This window comes from Borrelia miyamotoi (genome assembly GCF_019668505.1).
Classification (GTDB): domain Bacteria; phylum Spirochaetota; class Spirochaetia; order Borreliales; family Borreliaceae; genus Borrelia; species Borrelia miyamotoi.
Window position 1 is genome coordinate 618,924 of record NZ_AP024371.1, and the last position, 13,712, is coordinate 632,635.

Genomic DNA, 13,712 nt, shown 5'->3' on the forward strand with positions numbered 1-13,712 from the left:
CTAATTTTTGTTACTAAATCCGATATAAAGGACTTCTTCTTCAATTGAAAAGCCTGTTTTTATTTTCACTTCCGTTTTTACCCTTTCAATTAAGGTTTTTATATCTTTAGAACTTGCTTTATTATTATTGATAATAAAGTTGCCGTGGTATTTTGATACTGATGCTCCTCCAATTTTTAGTCCTTTTAAGTTGCATTCTTCGATTATTTCCCCAGTAGGTTTGAGAAAATTTTGATTATTTTTAAATGTACTACCGCTACTTGGAAATAGATAGTGACCTTTGTCTATTCGTTTTTGCTTGTTTTGTTTCATGATCTCTTCAATATGCTTTTTATTGCCTTTTCTTAGGTTAAGAGTTGCTTTTAATATTATAATGTTTTTGTTTTGAAATGGGGAAAATTTGTATGAAAATTCATTTCTCTCAAATTTTTTGCAGGTAGTTTTTCCATTTTCATCTATAAACACAATCTGATCTAGTATTGCAGATATTTCACTTCCAAAACATCTGGCATTCATCCAAATTGCACCTCCAAGTGTTCCAGGGAGTCCGTATATAAACTCTAATCCGCTTAATTCATTTTTCAGTGCAATATGACATAGGGCTTCAAAATTGGTACCACATTCAGCAGTAATTTGATTATTTTTAAGTTCAACTTTACTTAAGTTTCCAGTATAAATTATAGGAAAATCAATTTCTACTTCATCATTTATTAATAGATTGGAGCCTCCTCCTAAAACAAATATTTTGACTTTTTCTTCTATTGCTGCTTGAAAGATATTTTCTGTATCTTTGATTGTTTTAGGTGCTAAGAATAATTTGGAAATGCCCCCTATTTTATAGGTTGTATAGTTTGTAAGATTTTCTGTTTTAGGCTTAATATTGATTTTCTTGAGAAAATTATTTATGTTTTTAAACATGTTTTTAATTGTATATTGGATTTTTGCTTTTTTCAAAATTGAGGTAAATTTTTTCAGATTATGTGAATTTTGTTAATCAATTTGTCAAATTTCTTTAAATATAATAAACTTGTATGGTAAGTTATGTAGAGATTATATTAAAGTTTAATTTTTGTTTTTTTGATCTCTAGAATTAATTTTTTCATGGAACATATGCTTCTTAGGTTATATAATACAAAAACAAGAAATTTATCTGAAGTAAAAAATTTTGGTGATACTAAAGTTTATGCTTGTGGTCCGACTGTTTATAATTATGCTCATATAGGTAATCTTAGGACATATATTTTTGAAGATCTACTTGTTAAATCATTAAGATTGTTAGAATATAATGTTCGTTATGCAATGAATATTACTGACATTGGTCATTTGACAGGCGAATTTGATGAAGGAGAAGATAAGATCGTGAAGGCTGCAAGAGAGAGAGGACTTACAGTTTATGAAATCAGCAGATTTTTTACAGAAGCTTTTTTTAATGATTGTGCAAAGTTGAATGTCCTGCGTCCTGACAAGATTCTTGTTGCAAGTGAATATATTGTTGGAATGATAAAAGTGGTCAAAGTTCTTGAGCAAAATGGATTTACTTATTTTGTTAATGGTAATGTTTATTTTGATACTTCTCATTGTAAGACTTATGGACAGATGGCGGGTATTAATCTAAATAATTCTATTGATTCTTCTGTTTCCAGGGTTGAAGTTGATCCTTTTAAAAAAAATAAATTAGATTTTGTTTTGTGGTTTACGAATTCAAAGTTTAAAGATCAAGAAATGAAATGGGATTCACCTTGGGGATTTGGTTATCCAAGTTGGCATTTAGAGTGTGCGGCAATGAATTTAGATTATTTTAAGAGTACTCTTGATGTTCATTTGGGTGGAGTTGATCATATTGGGGTTCATCACATAAATGAAATAGCAATAGCAGAATGTTACTTAAATAAGACGTGGTGTGACATATTTGTTCATGGTGAGTTTTTAATTATAGAAGATGAGAAGATGTCGAAATCAAATAATAATTTTATTACCATTAAAGATTTAGAGGCCAATGGATTTTCTCCTTTAGATTTTAGATATTTTTGTTTAACGGCACATTATAGAACCCAGCTTAAGTTTACATTTAATAATTTAAGAGCTTGTAGAGTGGCTAGAGGAAACATGCTTAATAGATTAACTTCTCTCTATTCTTCTTTAAATCAATTTGACATGGCATTGCTTAGTAAGAATTATGGAAATATTGAATCTGTTTTGGAGAATAAATATTATAATAATTTTTTGGATAAAATAGCTTTTGATTTAAATATTCCTCAAGCATTAGCCTTGTTATGGGATCTTATTAAAGATAACAATTTATCTGCTCTTTCAAAACTTAGACTTGCGTTTAAGTTTGATGAAGTTTTATCTCTTAATTTAAGAGAAGGAATACTTGAAGAGATTGAGATGGATAGGGTAAATATTGGTGATGTTATGATTTCTTTGTTGGAAGAGAGAAGACTTGCTAAAGTGAGAAAAGACTTTAAGCGTGCTGATGAAATTAGGGAATATTTTCATTCTAAAGGTCTTATATTAATCGACACTGAAGAGGGGACTAAGGTGAGAAGAGGTTAATTTTTGGCAATATTTTTTAAGGGTAAATATTTCATTTTAAGCTTGGTTTTTCTAATTTTTTTGAGTTTATTTATTTTTTCTGGATTTTTATTTTACTTAAAACCTATAATTTATGAAATATCACCTATGCCTGCCTCGCATGAAAATGTACTTATTATTAAAGGATATAATTTGGGAGATAACGTTGGAGAGATTAATATTAATGATCATTACTTAATGAAAAGTAGTATTGTTAGCTGGAATAATGAGCAGGTTGTTTTTAGAATTACAGATGAAATAAATTCGGGTCTTGTTTTTGTAAGGAATGATAAAGGAGTTAGTAATGAGATTTTTCTTGTAATTAGTCGGCAAGTCCCAATTAAACTTGATGAAGAAAAAACCCCATTTCTTTTTGATTCTCAAGACTTGGTTTTAATGACAAATGTTCCTGTGACATTAAGGGGTAAAAATTTAGCATCAGATTCTGATATTGTTGAAATATTTATTCAAACAAAGCAGGAACGTTATAAAGTCTTCCCTGAAGATATATTGAGTTTAAGTGGAGAGGAGATAAAATTTATTCCACCAAAGACTTTGCATTTTGATGGTGAGATTTTTTTGTTAGTTAACGGAGTTGAAAGTAATAGAATTTCTTTTAATTTTGGTACAAATTTTTTTAAGTGGAATTTAAAGAGAGGTAGAAGTTTTAAAATATTTCATGAGATTTATTGTGTTAATGTTAATGATAAAGATTTTAGTTTGGCATCGGATGACATTAATTTTAATCTTTTTTATTTAAGTCCAATTGAAAATGAAAGACAAAAAATTAAGTTTTTATATAATAATGGGACCGAATTGAATTTAAGTAATTTATTTTTTAAAAGCTTAAAATCGAATAAATATCACTTAAAATTTGAAGTTAAGACTTATAAGTTAGATTTAGAAATTTCTGATAGAAAAGCTTTTGAAAGTGTTAAAGTAAACACTGATAGTAATATGTATGAATTTAAAACTTATGTCTTAAATAAGAAAAATCGTTATTTATCTTATAATTCGCTTGATTTAAGTTCGATTAATTTTAATATAAACAAGAAAAAAAATAGCAATTCAGTTTATGACTTATCAAAGTCTATTATTGATGCTTTAGTTTCGCATTTTACTCTCCTAGATAATGATTTAACTTTGGATGAGTCTATTAAAGTAAGAAAGATTTCAGCTGATAATTTGATCATACTTACAAATTTGTTATTTTTACGAAATAATATACCGTTGAGAAATGCTGTTGGATTTTATTTTGATTCTAAGTCTTCTACTCTTAAGGAACATACTTGGTGTGAATTTTTTTTGGAATATGTTGGGTTTATTTATTTTGATGTAGTAAATGCAGTATTATTTAAAGACAGTTCTAATTATTTTTTGAATATGTCAGAGGATTATATCCATTATGGATATAAGGAAGATTTTGATGATAACTTATTGTTTAATGGATACTTAGATTTAGTATTTTTTAAATATAAAAGTTTGATAAATAATAATTATTCGCTAAGCCATAGAATTACTTTGGAGGAAAACATTGATAGTAGATAAGATTTTGTTTGATTTAATTGAAAAAGAAGATAAGAGGCAGAGAGAAAATATTGAATTGATTGCTTCTGAGAATTTTGTATCACCATATGTAAGACAGGCTGTTGGAAGTATTTTGACTAATAAATATGCTGAGGGTTATCCTTCCAAAAGATATTATGGGGGATGCTTTGTTGTTGATGATATTGAGAGTTTAGCTATATCACGAGCAAGGGAGCTTTTTAATGCAAGTTATGCTAATGTTCAGCCTCATAGTGGTTCTCAAGCTAATATGGCTGCTATAATGGCACTTATTAAGCCTGGGGATAGAATTCTTGGAATGGATTTATCTCATGGTGGTCATTTGAGTCATGGTAGTAAGGTCAGTTTTTCTGGAATTTTTTTTGATTCATATTCTTATGGAGTGTCAAGAGAATCTGAAATGATTGACTATGATGATGTTAGGAGAATAGCCAAAGAATGCAGACCTCATTTAATAATTGCTGGTGCTTCTTCTTATTCAAGAGAAATTGATTTTAAAAAATTTCGTGAGATAGCAGATGAAGTTTCAGCTTGTCTTTTGTGTGATATTGCTCATACAGCAGGTCTTGTTGCTACAGGTTTTCATAATTCTCCTGTTGATGTTGCACATTTGACTACAAGTACTACTCATAAGACTTTAAGGGGACCCAGAGGGGGATTAATTATTGCAGGTAAAGATTCTAGTATAATAGTTAATTATAATAATAAAGAGAGAACATTGGAAGATGCTGTTAATTCTTGTGTTTTTCCAGGAACTCAGGGTGGACCTTTGATGCATGTTATTGCAGGTAAAGCAGTGGCTTTTGGAGAGGCTTTAACAAGAGAGTTTAAGGATTATATTTTTAAGGTCATAGAAAATTCCAAAGCTATGGCTGAGTATTTTATCTCAGAAGGCTTTAGAATAGTTAGTGGTGGGACTGATAATCATTTATTTTTAATTGATCTTGGTATTTTGGATATTACAGGAGCTGATGCTGAGGGTATTCTTGAAAGTGTAAACATTACCCTTAATAAGAATGTGATTCCTTTTGATTCAAGGAGTCCTTCTGTAGCTTCTGGTATTCGCATTGGGTCTGCTGCTATTACTTCAAGAGGTTTAAATAGAGATGATTCTATTAGAGTTGCTAGTTTTATTGTTAGAGCTTTGAAAACTAAGTCTGATAATGAGCTTAGAAGAATAAGACAGGAAGTCATAAAATTTATTAGTAGTTTTAGTATGTCTTAATTTTGATTATCAGTTTGTTTATTTAGGTGTCTAATTTGTTTCAGATTTTATTTTTGTTATTACCATTTATTTTGCTTTTTAGTCCCTTTATTTTAATCATGTTTCTAATATTTTTTGTTTTTTTTATAATCTCTATCATTTTAGGTGGATTTAGGATATATACAACAAGAGATTATTCTTATTCTAAGTTAAGAGAATTTGAGTTTTACAAGTTATCTTTTTTATTGATAGCTAAGTTGATTTCTATCTTAGGATCAATGACTGGGGAGCAATTAAGTTATATTAATTTTCTGATTAATTCTTTGAATTTATCAGAGAGATATAAGACAGAAATTTATAATATCTTTCATTTTTCTATTACTCAGAACAGAAATGCAGATAAGATATTATATACTTTGAAGCTTGGTTATTCTCAGTATAAAGATCTTTTTGTATGGCTTGTTGCAGCTCTTAAAGAGATTAATAATTTATCTAGATATGGCAATTATGAAGGGGATAAATTTATTCGCTATGTTACTTCTTTCCTTGAGCTTGATTTTGAAAATTATGACACTTATAAAAATGTTAATATAAAAATTGTTAATCCTTATAAGGTATTAGGATTGAGGTATGATGCTAGTAATGATGATATCAAGAAAGCTTATAAAAAGTGGGTTATGAAATGCCATCCAGATAGATTTGCGAATGAGCCTGTTAAACAAAAAGAAGCTAATGAAAAATTTATTAAGATTCAAGAAGCGTATGCAAAGATTTGTAAAGAGAGAAATTTGAAGTAGATACTGTCAGATGCCACCTTTATAAAATTTTATTATTTGAGATAAGCTTTTACAAGCTGTTTAAAGAGTAAATTTATTCTTTAAACAGCTTGTTTTTATTTATTCACTGAAAGCTACTTTAAATTGTAGGAATACACTTCCTTTTTGATCTTTTTGTAATATAAGATTATTTGAGTCCCATCCAAGTGAAATTTTTGTCAATTTAATCAGATTGTTTAGTTCTAATCCGGTTTTTACGTATATGCTTTTAGTTGAATTTTCAGGTGAGCCTAGGAAATGAGTACCTACATATGGGGTTATATATGTGTTTTTTGATATAGATTCTACAGGTATTGCATAATCGATGTATAAAGCACCTCCAAGCTTAGTTGACTTATAAAATGAATTTGCTTTACTATTATTATTGTTCTTAAAATTTGTGTCAAGAGCATTCATTATATTATCTGATTCAGGATACTCTTTTAATAGGTCATAAACCCCAATTGAAGCTATCCATCCAAGACCAGGAATAAGACCTTTCTTATTATCTTCATAAGTTGAAAGCTCTGCATTGAGAGTTTTAAATGATTTTTCAGAGATTTTCTTTAGTAGTGGTATGTTGGAAGATTGAGTATTATATAAGTTTTGTCCATAGCTAATTCCAATTCCAACTCCAGATTTTTTATCTTGTTCACCAAATATTTTTTTACTGAAAGAATTACTCCCTCTAATTGCCCATGATTCTTTTTCCCCTTCATCTTTATTCCAAGCGAAACCAATACCTATTCCTGCAGAAAATGCAAAATTAGTGGTTTGATTTGTATTAAAGTTAAGATTATTCGATTTTGGATTTAATAATTTAGTATCTTTATTTGTGTTTGCTTTTTTAGATATGTGTCCAAATATAGAAAAATCGCTGGCAAATGGATCTATTCCAAGGTCATAACCTGTTTTTAGTATTAGGTAAGTATTTTTATCATTAATTTTTGTAAGACCAATCTTGTAAACCAATCCAATGGATGCTATTATGGATGCATTTGATAAAGTTGGACTCACAAGATCTGAGTTAGTAATAGCTGTATTTTGTACAGTATATGTTGATGATGAATGATTAAATGTTGAGTTTCCGATTCCCCCTGAGAGTCCAAAATTTAATTCAAAAGGGGTTTCTACAATAACATTTGGACTGTTTTGTTCTAATACATTTTGTATTGGTTTCCATTTTAATTGAGTTCCGTAAATTATGCCTTTATAAGTCCCATTGTAAGGAGTTTCTTTTTTTTTCTTTTGCTCCTCTTCAGAATCGTCATTGTTTTTTTGATGATTTCTATTGCCTGTTCCTATTGCTCCAATTGCAATCAAAAACTCTATTTGTGGTAGCAGATTGTATCCAAATTGAAGTGTACCTGTTCTTTTAACTTTGCTTTTTGAGAAAATTTTTTGACCTATATCTCTGTTCTTACTTGGAAAACCGTAGTATTTACTTTGAATGCCAGTCATTGGTGCGAAACTGAATAATGATTCTTGGTTAAAATCAAAGTTGGTCATCGACTCCATTTTCAGGTAGAAATCATATATTTTTATATTTGCTATAATTTCCCCTAAATCAATTTTTAATATGGCATCTTTTGTTCCTTGAGCTTTGAAGCCCACATTTTCTATTTTGATGTAAGCTGAGAAGGGGTCGTCTTTTCCTATTTCTTTATTTTTTTCAGGTGATTTGAATTTGATTTCTATCTGGCTTTGGTTTTGCAGTCCAGGAGTGAGTTCATCTATGTCAAATCTGAACTCACTCTTGTTTTCAAATGTTATTTTATGAGTCCATTGATTTTCTTTAATCTCATTATTAATGACATCTGTATCTTCTGCAAAAACTATGGTCGTACTTAATGTCATTATTAAAAAATATAATATTACTTTGTACATCTTTTGTATCCTCTCTGTTATAATACTGGTTACTTCATTAGAAGTTTTATGGTTTATATATTCTGATTTACTGGATATAATATTAGTTCCTAGGTAAAAATTCAAGCGTTTTGATGTTTCATATTAATTATCTTTGAATAAGACTAACATAATTTTTTGTTAGTCTTATTTTGTTTTGCTTAAATATTTAATTTTTATAGTAAGAAGTAAATTAAAATACCTGATATAAGGACATAGCAAAGGGCGTATACGATGGTTTTTGATAGTAATTTGCCTTCTTGTCCAATAAGTCCTGCGGTTGTTGTTGCTATTGTAATATTTTGAGGTGAGATCATTTTGCCTCCCGTTGCTCCTGTTGTGTTTGCGGCTGCAAGCCAGTAAGGATTAACATCAATATTTGCTGCAATTTGTGTTTGTAGAGGACCGAATAGAACATTTGAAACAGTATCGCTTCCTGTTAAGAAAGTACCTAGAGCCCCAATTAATGGACTGAATAATGGGTAAAATGTACTTGTCATTATTGATATGCCATCTGCAAGATCTTTTATCATGCCACTATGTGTCATCAATCTTGATATTGATACTATACAAATAATTACAAATGAAGATGATGCCATTTTTTTTGTTGTAAGTAAAAATATTTTTATTTGTTCAACTATAGAAATGCCTCTGAGAGAGTAAGACACTAGTGTTGCAAAAATAATTAAAAATCCTGGTGAAGTTATCCATTTAAATTGTAGTGGATTTGCTCTTGGATAAATTGAAAGAACAGTTTTAAAGCTTGATAAATATTTGTTTATTCCATGGAAAAGTGGTGATGCAATTATTATAAATAATACTATTAAAATATAGGTCAAACAGGCAAGGAAGCCTTGCATTGGTGATAATTTTATATTTTTATGAGTTGTATCTTTTTTTTCAAAAAGCATTGCATAAATTATTGTTATTGTCATTGATAATATACTTCCAAGTATTGCAGGGAGTTCGGGTCCTAAAATCCTTGAAATATAAACTTGAGATATTGCTACTGATACTCCCGAAAGGAGTGTAAGGACAATAATTCCTCCCTTAAGAGCTTTAATTCCTCCTCCTACAAGCATAACTAGTATAAATGGTATAACTATAGTTGGAAATATTAATTGTAAAGAAATATTAGATGATAACATTTTAACATCTAATTCTGTTGCTTGGGCTAAAGATATTATAGGAATTCCTACTGAACCATAAGCGGTTGAAGATGTATTCATAATTAAACATATAAGACAAGCAAATAATGGTTCAAATCCCGTTGCTATTAGTATTGATACTGGAATTGCAACAGCAGTTCCGTATCCTGCAACTCCTTCTAGAAAGTTGCCAAATCCCCATGCTACAAGCAAAACTATTATTCGTTTATCAGAAGATACATTTGATAACATGGCTTTTATAATTTTTATATCATTTTGACTTTCAGCCATTTTATATGTGAAAATGGCAGCTATAATTACAATGACTATTGGCCATATTCCCATTATTGTTCCCTCAAGTATTGCAAGACTAGTGTTGACTGCTCCTAGGTTTTTATCAATTAGGACTATTGCAATAGTTACTATTAAGCATATTGGTATTACGTAGTAGGCTGGTTTTTTTATTATCCCAAGTCCAATAATTATTAGTATGATTGGTACTAATGCTTTAATGAAATCATAGAAATTCATCATAATATTTGCTCCTTTCTAAATTCTTAATTTTATAATAAATTATTATGAATAATATATAATGTTAATTTATGACAGTTGTCTCCACTATTATAAGTGCTTTAATTTTATTTGGTGTATTTAGCGAGATTTTTTCATTTGATTCATTTGAATTTGAAAGCGTGGTGAGAGATGCTAAGTCAATTGTTTTACTTGATTATGATACTAAATGTATTCTTTACGCCAAAAATCCAAGTTTAATTTTTCCACCAGCTTCGCTTACTAAACTAGTTACTATATATACTGCTTTAGTTGAGGCTGAGAAAAAAAATGTTAATTTGAAGAGTACTGTTCCTATTAGTAGTGCTGCATCATATTATAATTTGCCTTTAGATTCTTCCTTGATGTTTTTAGAGGAAGGTCAAAAAGTAAGTTTTGAGGAGTTACTTAAGGGTCTTGTGATTTCTTCAGGTAATGATGCTGCTATTGCAATTGCTGAATTTATAGTTGGGGGAGATTTAAACAATTTTGTTAATTTGATGAATATTAATGTTTTAGATTTGGGACTTAAAAATATGAATTTTGTTGATACATCGGGTTATAGTCGTGATAACAAAATCACGGCATTAGAAATGGCATTTTTTGCAAGAGCTTATATAGAAAAATTTGAATTTATGCTTAATATACATTCTCTTAAAGACTTTGTTTATCCAAAGCCTGAAAATTTAGGCAATACTTCTGCTTCAAAGATGTTAAATTTAAAACAAAAGAATAAAAATATTTTAATTCTTAATTATCCTTATGCTGATGGATTAAAGACAGGTTATATTAAATCGTCTGGGTTAAACTTAGTTGCTACAGCAAAAAAAGATAATATAAGGTTAATAGCGGTTATTTTGGGAGTTGATAAGGGAGCTAACAATGTTGGTGAGAAAAAGCGTGCTTTAATTGCACAGAGGTTGTTTGAATACGGATTTAGTAATTATTCTCAATTTTTTTCATTGGTAAAATTAAAAGAAAAGATCTATAATAAAATAATAGATATGGGTCGATATTTCTTTATAGGGCTTTTTAAATATGCTTTTTCGAAAGATACAATTGATGGGATGGGGTTAAGTTTAATGTAGAAGAATTTATGTATCCATTTTACAAGTGATGAAGTAGTATATTCATGAATTCTTTTGGATATTGGTAGGTTTGATGTGTTACGTTTGTTTGTTCAGTACATTGCAGGATGGGAAATTCTAAATATTTATTTATGGGATTTTTATAAAAATTTTTTAAGAGAGTAGTTAATTGTATGCTAGATCATTTTAATTTTAAATTAAAGAGAGATGTGACAATAATAGTGCCAGGTGAAGCTTTTGTGTCAAATGATAGAGTAATTTCTACAATACTTGGTTCTTGTGTGTCTGTTGTACTTTATGATGGAGTTCATAAACTTATAGGGGTAAATCATTATGTCCTAGTAAAATCTGATTCAATAGTTAATATTGATCATAGGGGTAGGTATGGAATTTATGCTATTCCTATGTTGATTGATGCTATGATAGAAAATGGAGCATCGGAGGGTAATCTTATAGCTAAAATTTTTGGAGGTGCTAACTTTATGGCTAAAGGGAAAATAAGGGTAGGGCTTGAAAATTCAAATTTTGCCTTTAGTGCATTAGCCAAATATGGTATTCCAATTGTAGCTCAAGATTTAGATCAGTCTAAATCCAGAAAGATTTTTGTGTTTCCTGAAAATTTTAAAGTTATTGTAGAGTATCCAGATGGTGCAAAAGTTTTTTAATATTATCTTAATTTGATTGAACAAATGTAATCTGTTACTGTTTTTAATGAAATTTTTATGAATTATTGCAGTTTTTAGGAATAAGAAAGTTATAGTTGTTGTTTGACAGGTAAATTAGCTATGAACATTTGAAGTTACAAATAATTGTAAGTTTTAATTTTTAGTTGATTTAGAGATTAATTTTTTTAGATCGTTGCATGATAACATATTATGAAAATAAATATGTTTAATCTTAATTTTTAGTTTGATTTTATTAAGGAATAAATATGGAAAATATTGTAATTAGTTATTTTAGGCAAATATCTCAAATTCCTAGATGTTCGAAAAATTTAAAAGGTGTTAGTAATTTTATTAAAGAAGAAGCTAGAAAATTTGGATATTCCTTTAAGGAAGATGATGCTGGTAATATTGTAGTTAAGGTTAAGGCTAATGATTGCAGTAGCAGCATGTTGCCTGTTATTTTGCAAGCTCACACGGATATGGTTTGTGAAAAAAATGAATCTGTTGACCATGATTTTGAAAAAGATCCAATTAATATCATTGAAGATAATGGATATTTTTGCGCATCAGGCACTACTCTTGGTGCTGATAATGGGATTGGAGTTGCAATGATGCTTGCTATCATGAGTGAGTCTTTGACTTTTAAGCATCCTGACTTAGAGCTTCTTTTTACTGTTGATGAGGAAATAGGATTAATAGGTGCTATTGGGCTTGATTCTAATTTATGTAGTGGAAACATGTTAATTAATCTTGATGGAGAAGAAGAAGGTTATTTTTTAGTTGGCTGTGCTGGTTCTCGACTTGTGCATATTAACTTTGAACCTCAATATAGACAAAGTAGGAAAAAAATGGGGGTTGAAATTTTATTTACGGGGCTTAAAGGAGGACACTCTGGTGCTGATATTCATGTTGATTTAGCAAATTCTTTGAAATTGATGTTTTTTGCTTTAAATAAACTTATATCAAGTATGGAATTTGAGATTGCATATATATTTGGTGGGGATAAAAGCAATGCAATTCCTAGAGAGGCAAAGGCATTAATACTAATTGAAACAGAGCATTATGTTTTATTAGAGAAAGAGTTAGAATCATTTAAGCTTAATGCACAAAAGATGCATACTCTTGATTATGATTTTGAAATTATTTTAAGGAGAGTAGATTTTTCTGATAATGTTTTAGATGATATGACTCAAGAGAAGCTTTTAAATATGGGCATGGCATTTTTGCATGGGGTTCATAAAGTTGAAAGCTATGATGAAAAACTTGTTAGGACATCTCTAAATTTTGCTAGTCTTTTAAAGGTTGGTAATGAGTATCAGTTTGTATTTACAATAAGGTCTTTATTAGATATTGAGAAAGAATATATTTGTAATCATTTAAAGGCTATTAGTTCTCTCTCAGGTGCTAATTTTAAAATAGTTTATGATTATTCTTCTTGGGAGCCTGTTGGGGATAGTAAGCTTTTGAAGCATCTTAAGAATGTTTATAGAGATATGTATGTTCAAGAGGCTAAGATTGTAGTAATTCATGCTGGTCTTGAAACTGGAATAATATCTGCAAAATTTGGGGGAATAGATTCAGTTACAATTGGTCCTTGGATTGAGGCCCCTCATACACCAAGAGAACGAGTTGATATTGCTTCAACTATTAGAGTTTATAATTTTTTGAAGGAGAGCTTAAGGACTTTATAAATTTTTTATTTTTATAGTGCTGAATTTCAGGTATATGTTTCTGTTGACTTAGTGTCTGAATGTATATAAAATAAATTTACATGTAATTGGGATAGTTGGTGGTTGTAGCTCAGTTGGTAGAGCACCGGGTTGTGGTTCCGGCTGTCGCGGGTTCAAGCCCCGTCAATCACCTTTTACTTGTATCAAACTACACCCATAGCTCAAATGGATAGAGCGTTGGACTTCGAATCCGAAGGTTGCAGGTTCAAACCCTGCTGGGTGTAAAGTATTAGTTTTGTACTTGAAAAAGCTTTTTAAGTTTTGTATACTACCTAAAGTGTGCAGGAGTGGTGAAACTGGCAGACACGCTAGACTTAGGATCTAGTGCTTTTGGCTTGTGGGTTCGAGTCCCACCTTCTGCAAGAAATGCGAAAGTAACTCAGGGGTAGAGTATCACCTTGCCAAGGTGGAAGTCGCGGGTTCAAATCCCGTCTTTCGCTTAATTTTTAGCAATTATTAACATTAATA

At 29.8% G+C, this 13,712-nt stretch carries 10 protein-coding genes and 4 tRNA genes; 11 read left to right on the forward strand and 3 right to left on the reverse strand.

Features of this window, described 5'->3' with window-relative positions:
* A complete protein-coding gene (murB, locus tag K5Q05_RS02920; RefSeq protein ID WP_025443598.1) occupies positions 1-918 on the reverse strand; it encodes a UDP-N-acetylmuramate dehydrogenase in 918 nt (305 codons plus the stop codon).
* Between the two features lie 192 nt (positions 919-1,110).
* Between murB and K5Q05_RS02925 the strand changes: the two genes are divergently transcribed.
* From K5Q05_RS02925 to K5Q05_RS02940, 4 genes are read left to right on the forward strand one after another with little or no spacing between them, the layout of a single operon-like run.
* Entirely contained in the window at positions 1,111-2,556 is a 1,446-nt protein-coding gene (locus K5Q05_RS02925) for a cysteine--tRNA ligase (protein ID WP_025443597.1), read from the forward strand.
* 3 nt (positions 2,557-2,559) lie between these two features.
* Positions 2,560-4,122, forward strand: coding sequence for a hypothetical protein (locus tag K5Q05_RS02930; RefSeq protein ID WP_025443596.1), 1,563 nt, complete (start codon positions 2,560-2,562; stop codon positions 4,120-4,122).
* Complete coding sequence (gene glyA, locus K5Q05_RS02935) at positions 4,112-5,365, forward strand: serine hydroxymethyltransferase (protein ID WP_025443595.1); 1,254 nt, start codon at positions 4,112-4,114, stop codon at positions 5,363-5,365. The genes K5Q05_RS02930 and glyA overlap by 11 nt, the downstream gene beginning before the upstream one ends.
* 26 nt (positions 5,366-5,391) lie before the next feature.
* Entirely contained in the window at positions 5,392-6,141 is a 750-nt protein-coding gene (locus K5Q05_RS02940; RefSeq protein WP_025443594.1) for a J domain-containing protein, read from the forward strand.
* A gap of 99 nt (positions 6,142-6,240) precedes the next feature.
* Here K5Q05_RS02940 and K5Q05_RS02945 read toward each other — a convergent pair whose 3' ends face one another.
* Positions 6,241-8,046: an integrin-binding adhesin P66 family protein gene (locus K5Q05_RS02945; RefSeq protein WP_099497072.1), complete on the reverse strand. Its 1,806-nt coding sequence runs from the start codon at positions 8,044-8,046 to the stop codon at positions 6,241-6,243.
* Positions 8,047-8,240: 194 nt separating this feature from the next.
* Positions 8,241-9,743 carry a lactate permease LctP family transporter gene (locus K5Q05_RS02950; protein ID WP_025443593.1) on the reverse strand — a complete coding sequence of 501 codons (1,503 nt, stop codon included), beginning with the start codon at positions 9,741-9,743 and terminating at the stop codon, positions 8,241-8,243.
* 71 nt (positions 9,744-9,814) lie between these two features.
* Here K5Q05_RS02950 and K5Q05_RS02955 point away from each other — a divergent pair, with 71 nt between their 5' ends.
* The 7 genes from K5Q05_RS02955 (at position 9,815) to K5Q05_RS02985 (ending at position 13,684) form a co-directional block, all read left to right on the forward strand.
* On the forward strand, positions 9,815-10,849 hold the full coding sequence (locus K5Q05_RS02955; protein ID WP_025443592.1) for a D-alanyl-D-alanine carboxypeptidase family protein: 1,035 nt from the start codon (positions 9,815-9,817) through the stop codon (positions 10,847-10,849).
* A gap of 173 nt (positions 10,850-11,022) precedes the next feature.
* On the forward strand, positions 11,023-11,514 hold the full coding sequence (locus tag K5Q05_RS02960) for a chemotaxis protein CheD (protein WP_025443591.1): 492 nt from the start codon (positions 11,023-11,025) through the stop codon (positions 11,512-11,514).
* Between the two features lie 266 nt (positions 11,515-11,780).
* On the forward strand, positions 11,781-13,205 hold the full coding sequence (gene pepD / locus K5Q05_RS02965) for a beta-Ala-His dipeptidase (RefSeq protein ID WP_025443590.1): 1,425 nt from the start codon (positions 11,781-11,783) through the stop codon (positions 13,203-13,205).
* A 97-nt stretch (positions 13,206-13,302) separates the two neighbouring features.
* Positions 13,303-13,377: transfer RNA gene (locus tag K5Q05_RS02970), tRNA-His, on the forward strand.
* A 17-nt stretch (positions 13,378-13,394) separates the two neighbouring features.
* A tRNA-Arg gene (locus K5Q05_RS02975) sits at positions 13,395-13,468 on the forward strand.
* A gap of 57 nt (positions 13,469-13,525) precedes the next feature.
* Positions 13,526-13,606, forward strand: a tRNA-Leu gene (locus K5Q05_RS02980).
* Positions 13,607-13,612: 6 nt separating this feature from the next.
* A tRNA-Gly gene (locus K5Q05_RS02985) sits at positions 13,613-13,684 on the forward strand.
* Positions 13,685-13,712 lie beyond the last annotated feature (28 nt).